General features: G+C 36.7%; 15 protein-coding genes and 1 riboswitch. Of the genes, 10 read left to right on the forward strand and 5 right to left on the reverse strand.

What is annotated here, in order from left to right; genetic code table 11:
• Positions 1-78 precede the first annotated feature (78 nt).
• Together nhaC and KBP50_RS02920 are read left to right on the forward strand one after the other, a co-directional pair.
• A complete protein-coding gene (nhaC, locus tag KBP50_RS02915; RefSeq protein ID WP_050349904.1) occupies positions 79-1,500 on the forward strand; it encodes a Na+/H+ antiporter NhaC in 1,422 nt (473 codons plus the stop codon).
• Positions 1,501-2,064: 564 nt separating this feature from the next.
• Positions 2,065-2,820 (forward strand): GNAT family N-acetyltransferase, encoded by a 756-nt coding sequence (locus KBP50_RS02920; RefSeq protein ID WP_050349905.1) that lies wholly within the window; start codon positions 2,065-2,067, stop codon positions 2,818-2,820.
• Between the two features lie 431 nt (positions 2,821-3,251).
• Here the strand turns inward: KBP50_RS02920 and KBP50_RS02925 are convergent, their stop codons facing one another.
• The gene (locus tag KBP50_RS02925) at positions 3,252-4,796 is read right to left on the reverse strand and encodes an ABC-F family ATP-binding cassette domain-containing protein (RefSeq protein ID WP_050349906.1); all 1,545 of its coding nucleotides are present in this window, start codon (positions 4,794-4,796) and stop codon (positions 3,252-3,254) included.
• 470 nt (positions 4,797-5,266) lie between these two features.
• On the opposite strand from KBP50_RS02925, the gene KBP50_RS02930 reads away from it, so the two are divergent.
• The 5 genes from KBP50_RS02930 to qoxD all read left to right on the forward strand — a co-directional run bounded on the left by KBP50_RS02930 (position 5,267) and on the right by qoxD (position 10,081).
• A complete protein-coding gene (locus KBP50_RS02930; protein WP_050349907.1) occupies positions 5,267-5,773 on the forward strand; it encodes an SdpI family protein in 507 nt (168 codons plus the stop codon).
• A 491-nt stretch (positions 5,774-6,264) separates the two neighbouring features.
• Positions 6,265-7,206, forward strand: coding sequence for a cytochrome aa3 quinol oxidase subunit II (gene qoxA, locus KBP50_RS02935; protein ID WP_050349908.1), 942 nt, complete (start codon positions 6,265-6,267; stop codon positions 7,204-7,206).
• Positions 7,207-7,253: 47 nt separating this feature from the next.
• A complete protein-coding gene (qoxB, locus tag KBP50_RS02940; protein ID WP_050349909.1) occupies positions 7,254-9,200 on the forward strand; it encodes a cytochrome aa3 quinol oxidase subunit I in 1,947 nt (648 codons plus the stop codon).
• Complete coding sequence (gene qoxC, locus KBP50_RS02945; protein WP_050349910.1) at positions 9,200-9,796, forward strand: cytochrome aa3 quinol oxidase subunit III; 597 nt, start codon at positions 9,200-9,202, stop codon at positions 9,794-9,796. The genes qoxB and qoxC overlap by 1 nt, the downstream gene beginning before the upstream one ends.
• Complete coding sequence (gene qoxD / locus KBP50_RS02950) at positions 9,797-10,081, forward strand: cytochrome aa3 quinol oxidase subunit IV (RefSeq protein WP_050349911.1); 285 nt, start codon at positions 9,797-9,799, stop codon at positions 10,079-10,081.
• Positions 10,082-10,698: 617 nt separating this feature from the next.
• Here the strand turns inward: qoxD and KBP50_RS02955 are convergent.
• Entirely contained in the window at positions 10,699-10,935 is a 237-nt protein-coding gene (locus KBP50_RS02955; RefSeq protein ID WP_050349912.1) for a hypothetical protein, read from the reverse strand.
• 260 nt (positions 10,936-11,195) lie between these two features.
• Between KBP50_RS02955 and KBP50_RS02960 the strand changes: the two genes are divergently transcribed.
• The 3 genes from KBP50_RS02960 (at position 11,196) to KBP50_RS02970 (ending at position 15,532) form a co-directional block, all read left to right on the forward strand.
• Positions 11,196-11,588 (forward strand): ArsR/SmtB family transcription factor, encoded by a 393-nt coding sequence (locus tag KBP50_RS02960; RefSeq protein ID WP_050349913.1) that lies wholly within the window; start codon positions 11,196-11,198, stop codon positions 11,586-11,588.
• Positions 11,575-13,680 carry a heavy metal translocating P-type ATPase gene (locus KBP50_RS02965; RefSeq protein WP_082240837.1) on the forward strand — a complete coding sequence of 702 codons (2,106 nt, stop codon included), beginning with the start codon at positions 11,575-11,577 and terminating at the stop codon, positions 13,678-13,680. Before KBP50_RS02960 ends, KBP50_RS02965 begins: the two co-directional genes overlap by 14 nt.
• Before the next feature lie 140 nt (positions 13,681-13,820).
• Positions 13,821-13,977: riboswitch (cyclic di-AMP (ydaO/yuaA leader) on the forward strand.
• 202 nt (positions 13,978-14,179) lie between these two features.
• Entirely contained in the window at positions 14,180-15,532 is a 1,353-nt protein-coding gene (locus tag KBP50_RS02970) for a TrkH family potassium uptake protein (protein ID WP_210967612.1), read from the forward strand.
• A 399-nt stretch (positions 15,533-15,931) separates the two neighbouring features.
• On the opposite strand, the gene KBP50_RS02975 is transcribed toward KBP50_RS02970, so the two are convergent.
• From KBP50_RS02975 to KBP50_RS02985, 3 genes are all read right to left on the reverse strand, one after another.
• Positions 15,932-17,089, reverse strand: a complete 1,158-nt coding sequence (locus KBP50_RS02975) for a site-specific integrase (RefSeq protein ID WP_050349916.1) — start codon at positions 17,087-17,089, stop codon at positions 15,932-15,934.
• A 121-nt stretch (positions 17,090-17,210) separates the two neighbouring features.
• Complete coding sequence (locus tag KBP50_RS02980) at positions 17,211-17,630, reverse strand: ImmA/IrrE family metallo-endopeptidase (protein ID WP_050349917.1); 420 nt, start codon at positions 17,628-17,630, stop codon at positions 17,211-17,213.
• Positions 17,631-17,644: 14 nt separating this feature from the next.
• The gene (locus KBP50_RS02985; RefSeq protein ID WP_050349918.1) at positions 17,645-18,070 is read right to left on the reverse strand and encodes a helix-turn-helix domain-containing protein; all 426 of its coding nucleotides are present in this window, start codon (positions 18,068-18,070) and stop codon (positions 17,645-17,647) included.
• Positions 18,071-18,368: the final 298 nt, after the last annotated feature.

An 18,368-nucleotide genomic window follows, 5' to 3' on the forward strand; every position in this document is an offset into this window, starting at 1 on the left:
TGGAGCAATAGTTACAGCGAACGATTACACCCATATGTCACTGTTTTAACGTGAGTATAATAAGAAGGGGAAGATGGTATGTATCGTATTAAAGCTGTGCAAGCAACACCACTTTGGGAAGCAATAATGATGACTGTATTTATTGTATGTATTATCAGTGCGAGTATTATTTTTTTGGAAGCAGCACCACATATTCCGCTCATTCTTTCTCTATTAACGCTATGTATTTACGGGCTTGCGAAAGGGAATTCTTATAAGGTATTGGAACAGGGAATTGTCGAAGGAGCAAAGTCGGGTATGGGGGCAATTTTTATTTTCTTCTTTATTGGAATATTAATTGCTGCGTGGATGATGGGTGGAACGATACCAACTCTAATGTATGCTGGTTTTGGATTGGTGGCACCGAGCTTTTATTTTGCTATTGTATTTGTAGTTACGGCACTTATTGGTGTTGTCGTAGGCAGTTCCTTAACTACGATCGCTACGGTAGGGGTAGCCTTTATCGGTGTTTCTGGTGCTGTTGATGTTTCTTTAGCTATTACTGCTGGTGCGATTGTGTCAGGGGCTTTTTTCGGTGATAAAATGTCGCCTCTATCGGATACGACCAATATGGCGTCATCCACATTGCAGGTCGATTTGTTTGCACATATTAAAAATATGATGGGAACAACAGTCCCAGCCTTTTTGATTTCGTTACTTATCTTTCTGATTATATCCCCAAACCTAACAGAAGCAAATTTCGGAAAAATGAATGAGTTCCAAAGTGGTTTATTGGATACCGGTTTAGTTCATTGGGCAAACGGTGTCATTCCACTGCTCGTTTTATTAGTGCTATCCGTTAAAAAGGTGCCGGCAATTTTAACCTTGACGGGAGGATCATTAGCTGCAATTGTGATGGCTTATTTTCATAGTGCGCCATCAATAGGAAATCTATTTGCTATACTTATGGATGGGTTTGTTTCAGAAACAGGAGTAGAGGGCATCGACTCCTTGCTGACACGTGGTGGGATTAATGGCATGTTGTTTACCATTAGCCTTGTGTTACTTGCTTTAAGTATGGGGGGCCTATTGTTTACACTTGGGATTATTCCACGATTACTTGCTTCGATCGATCATCTTTTGAATAAGGTGTTTTCTGTCATTTTAGCATCCGCAACCACCGCTATAGGAATTAACGTCTTAATTGGTGAACAGTATTTATCAATTCTATTAACCGGTGAAACGTACCAATCACGCTATGCTAGAGTAGGTCTTTCAAACAAAAATTTATCAAGAGTAGCGGAAGATGCAGGAACAGTGATTAACCCGCTTGTGCCATGGAGTGTATGTGGTGTTTTTATTACTTCTGTTTTGGGTGTATCCACATTGGCTTACTTGCCATTTGCTTTTTTCTGCGTACTTTCTCCATTGTTGACGGTGCTATATGGGTATACTGGTTGGACACTAACGTATAAAAAGCCAGAAGTTGGGGCGAACTCAAGTGAAGCGACAGGAACGTAATTCATGGATATTTATACGAATTCGTATGTAATGTTTAATTATCTGTTTTTTTGAACGGGTTTAGCGTCAATTAATGAAAAGGTTACTGAAGGCTGACTTCATAAATAAAGCATGATATATATTTTAAACGAACTAGGCATTTGTTATAGAAAACGCAAAGGACTTCCAGGAATTTGGGGGTCTTTTTCCCGTTTAGAAAAGTGGTAATTTATCTTAGCGGAATGGTTTTGAAAGAAGGAACAATGAATATGATTTTAATTCCTGTTTGCGAAGGGAGAGCAGAGGATATCTACTGTGGACTTTCTGGTAACAGCTATTAAAAAGACTAAATCTGTACGAATTAAAATACACTTGAGAAGAGTTTCCGTGAATATTTGACAGACTCCAAATTTCATAGATCTTCTGCAAAAATGAATAATTATAGTATAATAAAAAAGATGTCGTTTTTTGTTACGGCTATTGTAGTATAACTTATTCGCAAAAGGAAATGACAACCATTTACTACATTAAAACAGCATTACAATTACTATTATCTTTTAATTACGCAATGATAGGAGAATTATAATGTGTAAAATTAGTTTCGATCATATTTATCATGCAGGTGAAGTTGTTGCGCAATCGGATTTATATGTACATTATCAAAATCAGGACATGCTGTTACAGTATAATAGTAATTTCTTGCATTTTTTAAGGATGCCATCGTTGGAAGAATTTGAGCAAACAGCTGCTTATTTACATGATTTTCACTCAAGGCATGGACAGCATCATGTGAAGTTTACGTTTCCACAGAATATAAAGCCAACGGAAGAGCTGATTAAGCATTTCATAGAAAATAATTATAATTATAGATATCTGGAACTTTTTACCATAAAGCCTTCGGAATTTCCGTGTGTTGAAAAAGATTCAAATATAAGCATTCAATTTGTTACTGAAAATGAGTATATGGACTACTCAAATTTAAAATATCAGCAAGATGTGCTGTTTGGTAGCGAGTTTGCAAAAGCACAACGAGATGTATATAAAAAAGATTTTCAAAATCCAAATAAATGGCAAATCGTGTCATATTTCCGGGGAAATATTTCGGGTTGTGTAGACGTGATTATTGGAAAAGGCACAGCAGAGATCGACAATCTTTTTGTGCTTGAAGAATATCGTAAACAAGGCATAGGCAGTATGCTGCAACAATTTGTAATGGATCACTGTCCTGATAAATTAGTGATTTTAGTCGCTGATGGAGAAGATACACCACGGGAAATGTATATTAAACAAAGATATTGCTACCGTGGTTTCCAATATGAAGTGCAAAAGGTGTATTTGTAGAACCGCAGATAAGGTGCTGCTCCCACTTCAGGAGTTGGGCAATCTGTACGGAAACAAGTTTATGTGGGAGATAACAGCACCTAAATACACTATTTCGTAAAGGTCATACCCTTGAGCTACTAACAAGCAGTGGGGGGGATGAAAGAAAACTCTACTGATTGAAGGCTTACTTTACATTGACTGGAAGTATTAGTCCAATAAATTTGCTTTCATATTTGTTGTGAATTTAAGGAAAGAAATCACGTATATAAGGGGAAAACTTTTCATAAAAAGACCCATTGGGTTTCTTTAGAAGTATAAAATCACCAGGAAAAGTTGTTCGGAGAATAGGACGTGGCGTTATCTTTATTTCCATATAGTTGTTGGTAAACAACAGAGTAGCCACGCCCATATTGACTGAATTTTTTGAACCCCTAAGAAAGAAATACTACTTACTTCCATTCCTCCATATTCCAAACTCGGGTAATCCAGTCTTGGTAAAAATATCGTTCATGTGAAACAAGTATTAAAGTTCCTGTGTAGTTTTCTAATGCTTCTTTAAGTGCGTTTTTTGTTGCGATATCTAAATGATTTGTCGGCTCATCTAAGATGAGAAAATTGCTGTCTGCTAACATGAGTTTGCATAAGCGGACTTTCGTTTGCTCCCCACCGCTAAGTGAAGATAGCTCTTGAAATATATGTTCGGATCGTAGCCCGCAACGTGCCAATGTTTGCCTTACTTCCTTTTGTGTCAATTCAGGATATGCTGACCAAATTTCTTCTAAAGCGGTGTGCTTTCCGATCGCAGGCATTTCTTGTTCAAAATAAGCTGGAAGCAATCGGTCGCCTAACGATATGTTTCCGCTTATCGCTTGTAACCTTCCTAGCAATGTTTTTAAAGTAGTTGTTTTGCCGATCCCATTATGTCCTGCGAGCGCTATTTTTTCCCCGCGCTGCAATTTTACATTTACATTGGTAAATAGAGGTTTATCATAGCCAATCGTTAAGTTAGTCGCTTGAAGTACAATATTTGCCGGTTGTGTTGTAACGGTAAAGGAGAAAATAGGTTTTGGATTATGGCTAGGTTTTTCTATCCGTTCCATCTTATTTAGTTTTTTCTCCCGGCTTTTAGCTTGCTTAGCGGTTGAAGCACGCGCTTTATTTTTTTGAATATACCCTTCAAGCTTGATTATTTCTTCCTGCTGTTTTTGATATTCGAGATGTATTTGTCTTCTGCGCATTTCATATGCTTGAAGAAATTGCTTATAGTTTCCTGGATATCTCGTTAATCGTTTATGCTCTAAATGATAAATTATTTGCGCTACATCAGTTAAAAAGCTGGTGTCATGTGTTATGAGCATAAATGCATTTGGATACATTTGTAAATAAGTTGTGAGCCACTCAATATGGGCAGTGTCTAAATAATTTGTCGGTTCATCTAATAGTAAGACATCAGGCTGTTCCAACAACAGCTTGGCTAGTAGTAATTTTGTACGTTGTCCGCCACTTAATTGACTCACATCCGTTTCCAAACCTAACTGAGAAATACCAAGACCAGCAGCAACTTCTTCCACCTTTGCAGGGATACGATAAAAATCATGTTGACCTAATTTAGTCTGCAACTGGCTGTATTGCTGTAATAATTGCTGAAGTTCTTTCGTTTGCATTTGAGCCATTTTCTCTGTAATGGCCAGCATCTCTTCTTCTGCTCGAAATAAATCCTGAAACGCTCCTTGTAAAAATTTCCGTATGGATTGTCCAGTAGTTAATTGGATATGTTGTTCTAAATTTCCAACTTGAACTTTTGGATGCCAATTTACTTGTCCTTCATCTGGAATAACATCTCCAGTAAGAATGTGGAATAATGTTGATTTTCCTGCTCCGTTGGGACCAACAAGTCCAATATGCTCTCCTTTAAGTAAACGAAATGATATATCTTTTAACACCATTTTGTCGCCAAAGCTGTGGCTTAGGTTTTGCACGTCCAGTATACTCATGGGTTTTTCTCCTTTTTGTAAAATGTTCGTAATAAAAAACAACACTTTGCCTGCAAGTACAAGGAGATAACATACCTTTTCAATGGACCAAAAGGCAGATATACATTTGGAACATACAACTCTCGCTTTTTTCATATTGACATATAAAAAAGCAGAGCGCACCGCCCTGCTCAAAAAGATATAGATGCCGAATAGAAGATATATCGTCCATCTTACCGTTATTTCATGAGTTCAGGTGATTATCCGCTGCTTGTAATTGCAAGGCTTGTTTTGAAAAATGGGCATACTTCTCCCGTCTTTAAGCACAAGCAATTTGAAGCACAGCAGATAATAACATGGATCACCCTCACTCCTTTAGTTTAAACTTTGAAAAATTTAATATAACTATAGCATAGGGACGTACAGTAATTCAATATTTTGGTGAAACTTTTTTATGCTTACAGCGTATGGAAAGGAGAGGAGGAGAAGTGATGAGCTATTCCAAGAAGCAGCCAAAGTTTAAACTTCCAAAGACGAGAGGGGAGAGAATGTGGAATGTTATCGGTTATTCTATTTTTTTTGGGACGCTGATTTTTATTATTTTCATATGGCGTGATATACCTGATCGAATTCCTGCTCATTATAATGCTGCTGGTGATATTACTCGCTGGGGATCGAAATGGGAGTTGCTTATTTTGCTGATTCCTGGAGTTTTTATAGCAATATTTATGGGGATTGCTGAGAAGCATCCCGAATCACATAATTATCCAAAGCGTTTTAATGAAGCGAATGCAAAAAAGTTTTATTTGAACAGTAGAAAAATGATAAATCAGTTAAAAAATATTTGTATGATCATTTTTGCTTTTCTCGCTTTAGAAAGCGTTTTTATTGCATTGGATTGGTGGGATGGTCTAGGTAATTGGACGTTACCTGTCCTTGTTATTGGTGCATTAATGCCTATATTCCTTGGATTAATCAAACGAAAGAACATCGAGTAATTATAGAATCTGCACATGTTGCAGTAAGAAAGGGCTTCATAGATTATTTTTACTTCAATTAAATAAACAATAATGCATTACCCGCTTGGTAAAAACAATATTTGCAAGCGAGTAAAACTAGTTAACCATAGCATCTTTTGCTGTGGTATTTTCTAATGGTTATTAACTGAGTATGATACTAAATGATCGTTTTATGTTTAAAATTAATTTTGGTGTAATACATCTTATCAATTGTGAATTGTTGAGCTTAATTCTTCATTATATACACTCTTTTACAAGTGTTTATTTATAATTATTATTAAAAGACACAATTAATACAAAAAAAGTTCGACATTTTGTTACATTTTTAGTGAACATTTTTTGACGGTTGGGGTATGGGGGTTGTATTCAATTTTTCTAAGCTTTAAGATTAAAAAACGGAAATTTGAAGGAAGCATAAATTTTATCCAAATATAATTACACAACAAGAATTAGGGGGAGGGGTATCTCTTATGAAATTGAAATGGGCCATAATAGGGGCTCTAATCACTGTAATAGCTTTGTTGACTGGCTGTGAACCGTTAACTGTACTTGATCCAAAGGGACCACAGGCACAAACACAAGCAGATGTGATTTGGATTTCTATTGCTATCATGGCGTTTATCGTTATTACCGTATTTGTTATGTTAGTCTATTTACTTATTAAATATCGTGGGTCGAAACAACCGGATTCCTACGAGCCTCCACATATTGAAGGAAATAAAGTAGTGGAAGCTATCGTTGTTGGAATACCGGTCATTATTGTGGCTGTACTATCAGTTATTTCCGTAAAAAGCACTTACGAAGTAGAGGCAAAGCCTGAAGGTTATGGAGATAAAGAACCATTAGTTGTCTACGCTTCTTCTTCCGATTGGAAATGGCATTTCAGTTACCCAGAACAGGATATTGAAACAGTAAACTATCTCTATATACCAACTGATAGACCGCTGGAATTCAAGTTGTATTCCTATGGACCGATTACAAGCTTTTGGATCCCGCAGCTTGGCGGACAAAAATATGCGATGTCTGATATGATTACGACATTGCACTTAGGTGCTGATGCTCCTGGTGAATTTATGGGACGTAATGCGAACTTTAGTGGAGAGGGCTTTGCTGAAAATACGTTTAACGTAAAGGCGATGCCACAAGAGGAATTTGATGAGTGGGTGAAAGAAGTAAAACAAACTGCTGAACCACTGACAGAACAAAAATTCGATGAATTATTGGAACCCGGTCATTTAGGACAATTAACGTTTACTGGGACACACTTGGATTTTATGCCACCTCCTGAGGGGCATCATGGAGGGCATGGTGCAGACGACAAAAAGAATAGTCACTCATCCCATGAAAGCACCAGCTCTGAACATGCAGAACATGAAGAGGAAGGTGCAGAGCACGAAGCGCATAACGAGTAATCTGTACGAGGTTTTACAACAAGATTTTCCAGGAGGGAGAAGAGAGAATGGAATTTTTTGAACGATTTGCCGTACCGCATCCCAGTCCTGCTATATATGCCTCTATGGTTGCTATAGCTTTAACTTCTATTGCAATTGTAGCAGGGTTAACCTATTTTAAAAAATGGGGCTATTTATGGCGTGAGTGGCTGACGACGGTTGATCATAAGAAAATAGGTATCATGTATATGATTTCCGCATTATTAATGCTATTCCGCGGAGGAGCAGATGTATTAATGATGCGGGCACAAACAGCTGTGCCTGAAAATACATTGCTTGATGCACAGCATTATAATGAAATATTTACAACGCACGGTGTAGTCATGATTATATTCATGGCAATGGCGTTTATCATTGCGTTAATGAACTTTGTCATACCGTTACAAATCGGTGCTCGGGATGTTGCATTTCCGCGATTGAATGCACTGAGCTTCTGGCTTTATTTTATGGGAGCTATGCTGCTCAATATATCATTTGTTATTGGTGGATCACCAAGCTCTGGGTGGACGTCTTATTTCCCGCTTGCTGGTAATGAGCTAAGTCAATCTGTAGGTACTAATTACTACATGCTTTCTCTGCAAATTTCAGGGTTAGGCACTCTAATTACTGGGATTAATTTTATTGTGACGATCCTTAAAATGCGAGCTCCAGGCATGACATTAATGAAAATGCCAATGTTCTCATGGGCTGGTTTAATTACCAATGTCATCATTGTATTTGCCTTTCCTGTATTGACAGTTGCATTAGCAATGGGAACCATGGATCGCTTGTTTGCTACAAATTTCTTTACCACAACAAATGGTGGTATGGATATGCTTTGGGCTAACTTATTTTGGGTTTGGGGCCATCCGGAAGTATATATTTTAATTTTACCTGCTTTCGGTATTTATAGTGAAATTATCCCAACCTTCTCACGTAGAAATCTGTATGGTTATAACACGATGGTTATTTCCATGGTAGTTATCTCATTACTATCTTTTCTTGTTTGGGTACATCACTTCTTTACAATGGGGCAGGGTGCATTAGTTAATAGTATTTTCTCCATTACAACAATGGCGATAGCCGTTCCAACAGGAATAAAAATATTTAACTGGTTATTTACGATGTGGAAAGGGAAGATTCAGTTCACTGTACCAATGTTATACTCGTTAGGATTTATTCCGATTTTTACCATTGGTGGTGTAACTGGGGTTATGCTTGGTATGGCTTCCGCTGACTATCAATATCATAATACGATGTTTTTAGTTGCTCACTTCCACTTAGTAATTATTCCAGGGGTTGTCTTTGCAATGCTTGCTGGTTTGACTTACTGGTGGCCGAAAATGTTTGGGTTTATGTTAAATGAACGTATTGGAAAGTGGGCTTTTTGGTTTATTGCAGGTGGCACATGTTTAGCGTTTTTCCCAATGTTTATTTCCGGCTTAGATGGGCAAGCGCGTCGGATGTACACCTACTCAGAAGCAACTGGTTTTGGAATATGGAATATGCTCTCATTTATCGGTGCAATCGGGTTGGCAATAGGGTTCATTCTTATTGTGTACAATATCTACTATAGTACTCGATATGCTTCCAGAGATATTGGTGATGACCCGTGGGATGCACGTTCTTTAGAATGGGCTACACATAATCCAGTACCTGAATATAACTTTGCTATTACACCGCAAGTAAATTCCAGACAGGCTTTCTGGGATGCAAAGAAAAATGGCCATAAATTATTTAAGGGTGGCTATAAAGAAATTCATATGCCGAACAATAGCGGTGTGCCATTTATCATGGCTGTCTTTTTCTTCATCTTTGGTTTCGGATTTGTATTTAGTATGTGGATAACAGTCATTGCTTCATTGATCGGTATTATTGCTTGTTTAATCCACCGTTCATTTGAAAAGGATCATGGCTATCATATTTCGGCAGAAGAACTTGAAAAATCAGAAGTAGAATTGCGGGGTGCTAAATAGTGAATATCGATAAGACACAGCCGCTTGAATATAGTACAGAACAAGGACGCTTAAATATTTTAGGCTTTTGGATATTTATTGGAGCAGAAGTGATGTTATTCGCTACGCTCTTTGCTTCCTATTTTACTTTGGTTGATCGTACAGGAAATGGACCATCTGGCTCTGAGATTTTTGAAATCACACCTGTATTAATTGAAACACTGGTCTTATTAACGAGTAGTTTTACCATTGGACTTGGGGTCCATGCGATGAGAATTGGCAATAAGAAAGCGATGATGTCCTTTTTCGCCATTACACTCGTTTTGGGCGCAGCTTTCTTAGGTGTTGAAATCTATGAATTTGTGCATTATGTGCATGTGGGTGCAGGCCTCCAGGTGAGTGCTTTCACTTCGATTCTATTAACGACTTTAGGAACGCACGGATTGCACGTGACATTCGGACTATTTTGGGGAATTATGATTTTAATGCAAGTGAAAAAACGTGGATTGACTCCACAAACGGCTAATAAATCATTTATTTTCTCGCTTTACTGGCACTTCTTAGACGTTGTTTGGATCTTCATTTTCAGCTTCGTCTACTTGAAAGGAATGATGTAAATGAAGGAATTATTTCCAGCCAAACACGTTATGGGTTTTGTGTTTTCACTCATTCTGACAGGTGTCGCGTTGCTAGTGTATTTCATGGATATGTCATTTACTGCAGGAATGACGGTACTTTTAATCACAGCGTTTGCCCAAGCAACATTGCAATTAGTGCTGTTTATGCATGCTGGTGAATCTGAGGATAAAGGTTCGATTTATACTAGTGTACTTTACGGAATTATCATTGCCGTTCTTACTGTGCTAGGTACGCTATTGGCTATGATTTGGGGATATGTATAAAATAAAAGAGGACTCTTCTAAAAGTTCATTTCGAATTTTTAGAGAGTCCTTTTATCCTGTATATAAGGTGCTTAAGCCTCCCGCTTAGGAGTTGGATAATCTGTATTTGTAACAAGTCTAAGTGGGAGAGAGCAACACCTAAATGCCCTATTTCGTAAGGGGTCTTTAGGTCATACCATTACAGTACTAACCAAGCCGTGGGATGAATATACCCCACTGGTTAAAGAGATTCACTTTATCATAGCTTTCTTCATTAGAGCTAGTATCTTGTAAACATTTAAGCTCCATATGTATATGACTTGTAGATAATTTCTGCACCTTTTCTGGATAGAGCTGATGTTAGATTAAGGTAAAATAATGCTGCTTACTTAACGGGTGATGTTTTAAACTGCAAATCCCTCCATATTAATTTCCGACATCTATGGTAAAGTGGTTTTATTTCACAAGCCATTATAAGAATGCTTACCTATTACGTCAATTTTTTTAGTTAAACACTATTTTCTATGCTAAGTCAAAAACTTAAAACCAGAGAGGGTGTGAAAAATAACCGTATACATAAAGGAAGCCGTCTGCATACACAATGCAAACGGCTAGAGATATGATATTCGAGAAGTACGTTAAAATTTAGAATACATTTTTTCCTTTTTCTTTGTGTTATCAATCATTTCTTCTGTAGCTACTAAAAATACTCCCATTAGAAAAATGAACACAGCACCCATGACAGTGCCAATGCCAATTCCAGTAATATAACTGTAATCGCTTACAAAAAACCCATACAAAAATATTGCGATTCCAATCAGTAATGTACTTGCTCCAACATATTTCGTTGCATTTAACAGCTTTTCATTTTTCATGTGGTCCTTCACTCCTTTAAGAAAAGGTAACAAAAATTCATATTCTTTTGGTTGAAGTTCTTATTTGATAATGTTCGTGCATGTATTGCTAATTCAAAACCAATATTTCAATTTAAAGTATTTTCTTTATTATCAATCATGTTCACAAATTTGTCAAATTTAACATCTGACTTCATACCGTACATTGACAATTAAATTGGAAAATCATACACTATAAACAAACAATCAAATAACTATTTGACTATAAGGGTGATGAAGGTATGAAAACGGATGCAGATAAAAAAGAAAAACAATCCGATGTTTGTGAGACTTTTTGTTATGACGAGAATACCGTAAATCGAATTCGTCCGAAAATAGACAAAATGGATGGTGTTGAACAAATATTTAAAGCCTTAGCAGATGCTACGAGGTTGAAAATTGCTTACGCTTTAACGTTAGAAAGAGAGCTATGTGTTTGCGATATTGCCAATATCATTGGCGCAACGAAGGCTACTGCATCGCACCACTTGCGACTATTACGAAATATGGGATTGGCGAAGCACCGAAAAGAAGGGAAGCTTGTTTTCTATTCCTTAGAAGATGAGCATGTGCATCAGTTAGTAACGATAGCTACAGTTCATGCAAAAGAAGGTGTTGACAGTGGCGGAAAATAAGCACGTTTATCGCTTACAAGGGTTATCTTGTACGAATTGTGCTGCAAAATTCGAAAAAAATATCCGAGGTATTGAAACGGTAGAAGACGTACAATTGAATTTTGGAGCCTCTAAAGTTACAATTCATGGGGAAGCCTCCGTGGAACAGTTGGAAGCTGCTGGAGCTTTTGATGGAATTAAAATTTTTCCAGAACGACAGCGTATGGAAGAACAAAAACAACCTTTTTGGAAAGAGAAAAGTAATGTCACCACGTTGCTATCCTTTTTATTAACAGTTTTAGGATATGTATTTTTATTTCGAGCTGGTGAAAGTAATCTTGCAACAGTAAGTACATTTGCTGCTGCGATTCTTATTGGGGGATGGGATCTGTTTCGAAGCGGTTTCAAAAATCTGTTAAAATTTGAGTTTGATATGAAAACGTTAATGACTATCGCCATTATTGGAGCTGCGATTATCGGGGAATGGGCAGAAGGGGCTGTCGTTGTTTTCTTATTTGCTGTAAGTGAAGCGCTAGAAGGCTATTCGATGGAAAAAGCACGCCAATCGATCCGTTCTTTGATGGATGTAGCTCCAAATAGAGCGACTATCAGAAGGGGAGATTCCCTCATTGAAATTGATGTCGAAGATGTACAAGTGAATGATGTCATGGTCATCAAGCCAGGAGAAAAAATTGCCATGGATGGTGAAGTTATAAAAGGAGAATCTTCTATTAATCAGGCTGCAATCACAGGTGAGTCCATACCCATATATAAAACGGCAGGAGATGAAGTATTTGCAGGTACATTAAATGAAGAAGGTTCATTAGAAATTCGAGTTACCAAATATGCAAATGACACTACGATTGCTAAAATTATTCATTTAGTAGAAGAAGCGCAGGCCGAAAAGGCACCTTCTCAACAATTTGTTGATCGCTTTGCAAAATATTACACCCCTGCAATTATTATTATTGCCTTTTTAGTTGCTGTCGTACCACCGTTATTTTTTGGTGCTGTTTGGTCAGAATGGATTTATAATGGATTGGCGGTACTCGTTGTAGGATGTCCTTGTGCACTGGTCATTTCGACACCAGTAGCCATTGTAACTGCAATTGGTAACGCCGCACGTAAAGGAGTCTTAATTAAAGGCGGTATTCATTTAGAAGAAGCAGGCAAATTAGAAGTAGTTGCATTTGATAAAACAGGAACAATAACGGAAGGAAAGCCGGTTGTCACCGATATTATCTCATTAGGAAATATGTCTAAATCGGATGTATTAGCATACGCAGCAGCCATTGAAGCCTATTCACAACACCCGCTAGCCTCTTCTATACTACAGAAAGCGAAGGCAGATAAAGTAAACGAATTGCATGCCGATAATTTTATGTCCTTTACTGGGAAAGGAGCTAAGGCAACGATTGATGAAATAGAGTATATGATCGGCAGTCCTGCCTTATTTCAAGGTAAGGCGCATATGCTAAAGGAGTTACAGATGCAAATTCGTACGCTGCAAACACAAGGTAAAACGGTTATGCTGTTTGGAACGGCAACTAGTATTGAAGGGTTAATTGCTGTTGCAGATCAGGTACGTAAAGACAGTTCATCCATGATTGATAAGCTTCATCAGCTCGGTAAGCGAACGGTTATGCTTACAGGAGATAATCAAGCTACTGGTTCAGCTATTGGACGTGAGGTTGGTATAAGCGAGACAAAGTCCGAGCTTTTACCGCAAGATAAATTAACGGCTATCCAAGAATTGAAACAGCAATATGGAAAAGTTGCTATGGTTGGTGATGGTATTAATGATGCTCCTGCTTTAGCAGCAGCAGATGTCGGGATTGCCATGGGCGGTGCTGGAACGGATACAGCCATGGAAACTGCTGATGTTGCGTTAATGGCTGATGATTTAAACAAACTTCCATATACGATGGGGTTAAGTAAACAGACATTAGCGATCATAAAACAGAATATTAGTTTTGCACTAGGCTTAAAAGTGATCGCACTTCTCTTAGTTATTCCAGGCTGGCTCACCTTATGGCTGGCTATATTTGCTGATATGGGAGCTACACTATTGGTCGTATTTAATTCATTACGTTTAATGCGCGCAAGAAAATAACCATAAAGAGCTTGCTCTTTATGGTTATTTTTGTCAATTCGCCGGAGTTCACAAGTAAAAAAAACTAGTAAAAAATATATTGACAACCTTATAAAATCGGAGTAAATTATAGCTTATCGTAAGAAGAATAAAATGAATCCATGTACCTTTTGCTGAATCTTTTTGAGCGGGGGAACCAATGAAAGATAGGTCAATGAAATCATCGTTTTTGGCCTTGGGGTGAATTCTTTTTTGAGGAAGGGGCGCTCTCCATCCCTAACCCGACAGCTAACCTCGTAAGCATTGATAAAGTTAGGAGAGAGGTCCTAGGGAAATCAGCAAACCTTTGAGACCATATTTGTGATGGTCTTTTTATATGAAACAAAGCATTTAGGTATGGATAGAAAGAAGGATGCAACATGATTGTAACAACAAATGTAAAAATTGACTCAGAAAGTATTAATGTAGTATTAAATGGTGCGCAAAAACATCGGGTCGTTAGCAAAAAGGGGTGGGTACGATGAAGAAGATTATCTCTTTACATCCATTACGTGGAATAATTATTTATTTTAATCCACCTCAAATTCTTGCAATCACGTTCTTGTTTTTAATTTTAATTGGAACTTTACTTTTAAAAGTTCCTACAGCCACGTATGAACCGATTTCTTGGTTGGATGCTTGGTTTACTGCTACATCAGCAATAACTGTTACTGGTTTAGTTGTTGTCGATACGGGTTCAACTTATACGTTGTTTGGAGAAATTGTAATTATGTTTTTAATGCAAATTGGCGGTTTAGGACTCATGACATTTTCCGTCCTCATTTTAATGATGATGCGTAAGAAAATAGGTTTGCGACAAAGGCTATTAACGCAGGAGTCTTTGAATTTAAATCAAACTTCTTTAGGTGGATTGCTACGACTTGTGAAGCTATTATTCATCTTTTCTATTACGATTGAAGCAATTGCCTTTTTATGCTTATCTTTTAAATGGGTTCCAGAGTTTGGCTGGTCTGACGGTTTAAACCAAAGTTTATTTCATAGCATATCAGCTTTTAATAATGCTGGATTTTCTCTCTGGTCTGATAGCCTATCACAGTATGTAGGGGATCCACTTGTAAATATTGTAATTACAGGCTTATTTATTACAGGTGGACTCGGGTTTACCGTCTTAGTTGATATTTGGGATAAAAAAGGGTTTCAAAAATTATCATTACATTCCAAATTAATGCTATCTGGAACCTTAGTCATCAATATTATTGCATTGTTCGTCTTGTTTTTCCTAGAGTATGGCAATCCTGAAACAATCGGTAATTTATCTTTTGTTGATAAACTATGGGGCTCTTATTTTCAAGCAGTTACACCAAGAACCGCAGGCTTTAATTCACTGGATATCACTGAAATGACTGTACCTTCTATACTGCTAATGATGCTACTTATGTTTATCGGAGCGGGTAGTGACTCTACTGGAAGTGGAATAAAGGTGACAACGTTTGTTGTTATGCTTTTAGCTACTGCTTCATTTTTGCGTGGAAAAAGTGAAACGACAGCGTTTAAACGGACGATAAAACTTCATATTATTATCCGAGCTTTGTCAATTATGATGATTAGTATAAGTTTAATCTTTTTAGCTATCTTCATATTAACCATTACGGAAAGGGCTCCTTTTCTTTCGATTGCATTTGAAGTCATTTCTGCTTTTGGTACAGTCGGAATTTCAATGGGTTTAACAGGAGATTTAACTACCATCGGTAAGATAGTCATTATGATAATGATGTTTATTGGCAGAATAGGACCGCTTACCATGGCGTTTGTCTTTGCTAAACGTAGACAATCATCGGTCCGTTATCCAGAGGAAGATGTATTCACTGGTTAAGGAGGTGGCTTATTGCTGCCTTCTGTTTTTACATAGATGGTACATTTGTCATATCCATTGGTTACGAAGAACAGTGTACTTTCCTAATTCCTTGTTTTACTACTCCCAAGGTAGGAACGGGATCGCCATTGGAAGCAGCACCTGTCGTTGCTTATTAAGGTGCTTGCACGAATGTTTAAAATGGATGATTTGGTATTGGAATAGGATCTACACCCAAAGTTTTAAGCTTGGTCAGTTAATGTACGGTGAGGAAATTTCAAAGAGAATTTTTTTATTTTAGTACCTTGCAATATTCAATACTAAAGTATATTATATATATAATATCAAACCTTGAAAATTCGTTGATGTCAAAGGCTTTGAGAGAGATAAAATATAAACCTCCCCCAAAACCTCCCCCAATTACTTTATTGCATCTAAATCTACACTGCTAGTAAACCCTTTTACTGATTCATTTTCCAGCTTATCAAATGAATGACCGTAAACATTGTAAATCATTTGAGGTGAATTACCTAGACGTTCTGCTATTTCAATTACAGGAACGCGATTACCGATTAAAATTGTTGCATGTGTATGCCGCAATCCATGTGGGGTAATCTCTTTAATTCCTATTTTTTTAAACAAGTTTCTAAACGCTCTATTTAGTATATAGTCATGGCATGGTCTTCCGTCTCTGTTTATAAAAATTATGTCATCCTCATTTAAATGCGACCCCAAAGACAACTTAATTTCTTTGCACCAAAGTTGATATGTTTTTAACTGATTAACCAATACATCGTCTACTTTAATATTTCTATAGCTTTTTTCACTCTTAGGGGTGCGAATGCCATGTATATCCCTAGTTCGGTTTACAGTTATAGTTTTCTTTTTGAAGCAAACATCATTCCATTGTAATCCAAATGCTTCTCCCTTGCGGAAACCGGTAAAAGTAAGCAATAATGTTAATGTGTAACTCGTAATCGATAGATACTTCTTGGCAGCCGGAAGAAAAATATTCAATTCATCAGGAGTTAAGAAGTTTCTATCTTCTTTTTTCTCTTTCTGAATTTTAATTTTGGTGAAGCGGTTTCTATCTAATATCTCATCATCTACAGCTGCATTGATAGCAGCTTTAAAAATTCTATGCAGTAATTGAACAGTGCTGGGTTCCATACGAGCTAAAAGTTTATTTATGAAAACTCGTTTATAAGTGGTTTTATCTAATTGTGTTAGTTTATAATTACCAATTAAGGGCTTTATGCGTGATTTGATAACACCTTTACGATGATCTTTAGTTGATTTCTTCCATTCATTTTTATGTGTTTCATACCAAATGTCTAACCATTCCGCAACTGTTAAATTAGATTTTTCAACTTGTCTTAGATTACCATTTAAAATGTTTGTTTTAACATCCAACAACTCTCTATATGCTTCATCCTCTGATTTAAAACCTTGCTTATATTTTTCCCTTCTTTTACCTAATGCATCATAATATCTGTGTCTATAACACCATAACTTTTCCTTTTTAGCATTAAAGTAATAGTACAACTCTTTATCTTTTTTACTATTATACAATTTCATCGTTATCTTTCCCTTCTTTTGCGCGGACAGGCGTTCAAAATAGGGGAGGCAGATATCGGTTGCATAATTGTGTCAGCACCACCTCCTTTTAAAAAAAAGAAACATTTGTTCTGTTTTGTGGTTAAAAAATTTTATGGGCGTGTGAAGTTAATAATTCCATAGGAATGCCATATTGTTCAATTGCTTCTTCTTTTGTAACGCATTCATTTACAGATGAAAACAATAAACTCATTGCCCAAAAATTTGCTTCTAATTCAATTTTTTCATTTGAAAATAACGTTTGTTTTTTTAAGAAAGAAGAATTACTACTTGGATGAAGTATAGCGTGCCCAAGTTCATGCGCGCATGTGAAAACTTGTTGTTCTTCTGATGAATTTTCATTGATGTGGATAACTTGAAAACGGTGAGACTTGCTATAATAGCCAAGAATATCACCCAAATTTTCATATACGATTATTATGTTTAATGCTTCTGCGATTCTGAAAGGATCATTAGTTTGATGTTTTTCAATGAGCTGTCTCACATTTTCTTTTATATCCATCAACCAATACACTCCTAATTGCGATGTTTATAAGATGTGAATTTTTTCTTAGCTAGCCTTTTGGTTAATCGTAATGTATTTTCCCATGATGCAATTAATAATTCTCTATCTTCTTCGCTTAGTTCATCTAACACCTTTCCATCGAAAGCAGCGAAAGCATTATCTACATCTTCACCATCAATTATTTTCTTAAGTTCCCTTTGGATGTCACGTTCATCTTTCTCGGTTAAGTCGTAGTATCTTTTCTTCTCAGTCCGTCCGAGCAGGTAGTCGGTCGATACGTCGAAGAAATCAGCTATCGCTTTGAGTTTATCAGCACCCGGGGTTTGCGTTTTTAAACGGTATAAAGTGTTTTTTGAATATCCCAAAGCTTTTTCTAAGTCATTAATGGATATTTTTCTTTCCTTACATAGTTTTTTAACTATCTCAAACGTTGTCATATCAACCATCCTTGAGAGCTAGCCAAAATAAATTAAACTTTTCGCATAAAACAGTTGACATTTTTATGCTTATAGTTTAATATTACTGACATAAGCTATTTTGATTAACTAAAAAGACAATAAAAAATTCGACCTATCAAAATACATTTTTTTCGCTGGGGAGCGCAATAAATGTGTATTTACAAGGCTTTTCCAAAGTCTTATTTAGGTATGGCTTCATGTTAAACTATACGCATAAAAAAGTCAATACTTTTAGCTAATCTTTTAGCTTATTAATTAAACAAAAAAACAGAAAGGA

It is taken from the genome of Virgibacillus pantothenticus (assembly GCF_018075365.1).
Taxonomy (GTDB): domain Bacteria; phylum Bacillota; class Bacilli; order Bacillales; family Amphibacillaceae; genus Virgibacillus; species Virgibacillus pantothenticus.

Bases quoted from the DNA above. Each gene is read 5' to 3' on its own strand.
- nhaC (WP_050349904.1), top strand. From the start codon at position 79: ATGTATCGTATTAAAGCTGTGCAAGCAACACCACTTTGGGAAGCAATA.
- KBP50_RS02985 (WP_050349918.1), bottom strand. From the start codon at position 18,070: ATGACAACGTTTGAGATAGTTAAAAAACTATGTAAGGAAAGAAAAATA.
- qoxA (WP_050349908.1), top strand. From the start codon at position 6,265: ATGAAATTGAAATGGGCCATAATAGGGGCTCTAATCACTGTAATAGCT.
- qoxD (WP_050349911.1), top strand. From the start codon at position 9,797: ATGAAGGAATTATTTCCAGCCAAACACGTTATGGGTTTTGTGTTTTCA.
- KBP50_RS02975 (WP_050349916.1), bottom strand. From the start codon at position 17,089: ATGAAATTGTATAATAGTAAAAAAGATAAAGAGTTGTACTATTACTTT.
- KBP50_RS02920 (WP_050349905.1), top strand. From the start codon at position 2,065: ATGTGTAAAATTAGTTTCGATCATATTTATCATGCAGGTGAAGTTGTT.
- KBP50_RS02925 (WP_050349906.1), bottom strand. From the start codon at position 4,796: ATGAGTATACTGGACGTGCAAAACCTAAGCCACAGCTTTGGCGACAAA.
- KBP50_RS02980 (WP_050349917.1), bottom strand. From the start codon at position 17,630: ATGGATATAAAAGAAAATGTGAGACAGCTCATTGAAAAACATCAAACT.
- KBP50_RS02960 (WP_050349913.1), top strand. From the start codon at position 11,196: ATGAAAACGGATGCAGATAAAAAAGAAAAACAATCCGATGTTTGTGAG.
- KBP50_RS02970 (WP_210967612.1), top strand. From the start codon at position 14,180: ATGAAGAAGATTATCTCTTTACATCCATTACGTGGAATAATTATTTAT.
- KBP50_RS02930 (WP_050349907.1), top strand. From the start codon at position 5,267: ATGAGCTATTCCAAGAAGCAGCCAAAGTTTAAACTTCCAAAGACGAGA.
- qoxB (WP_050349909.1), top strand. From the start codon at position 7,254: ATGGAATTTTTTGAACGATTTGCCGTACCGCATCCCAGTCCTGCTATA.
- KBP50_RS02955 (WP_050349912.1), bottom strand. From the start codon at position 10,935: ATGAAAAATGAAAAGCTGTTAAATGCAACGAAATATGTTGGAGCAAGT.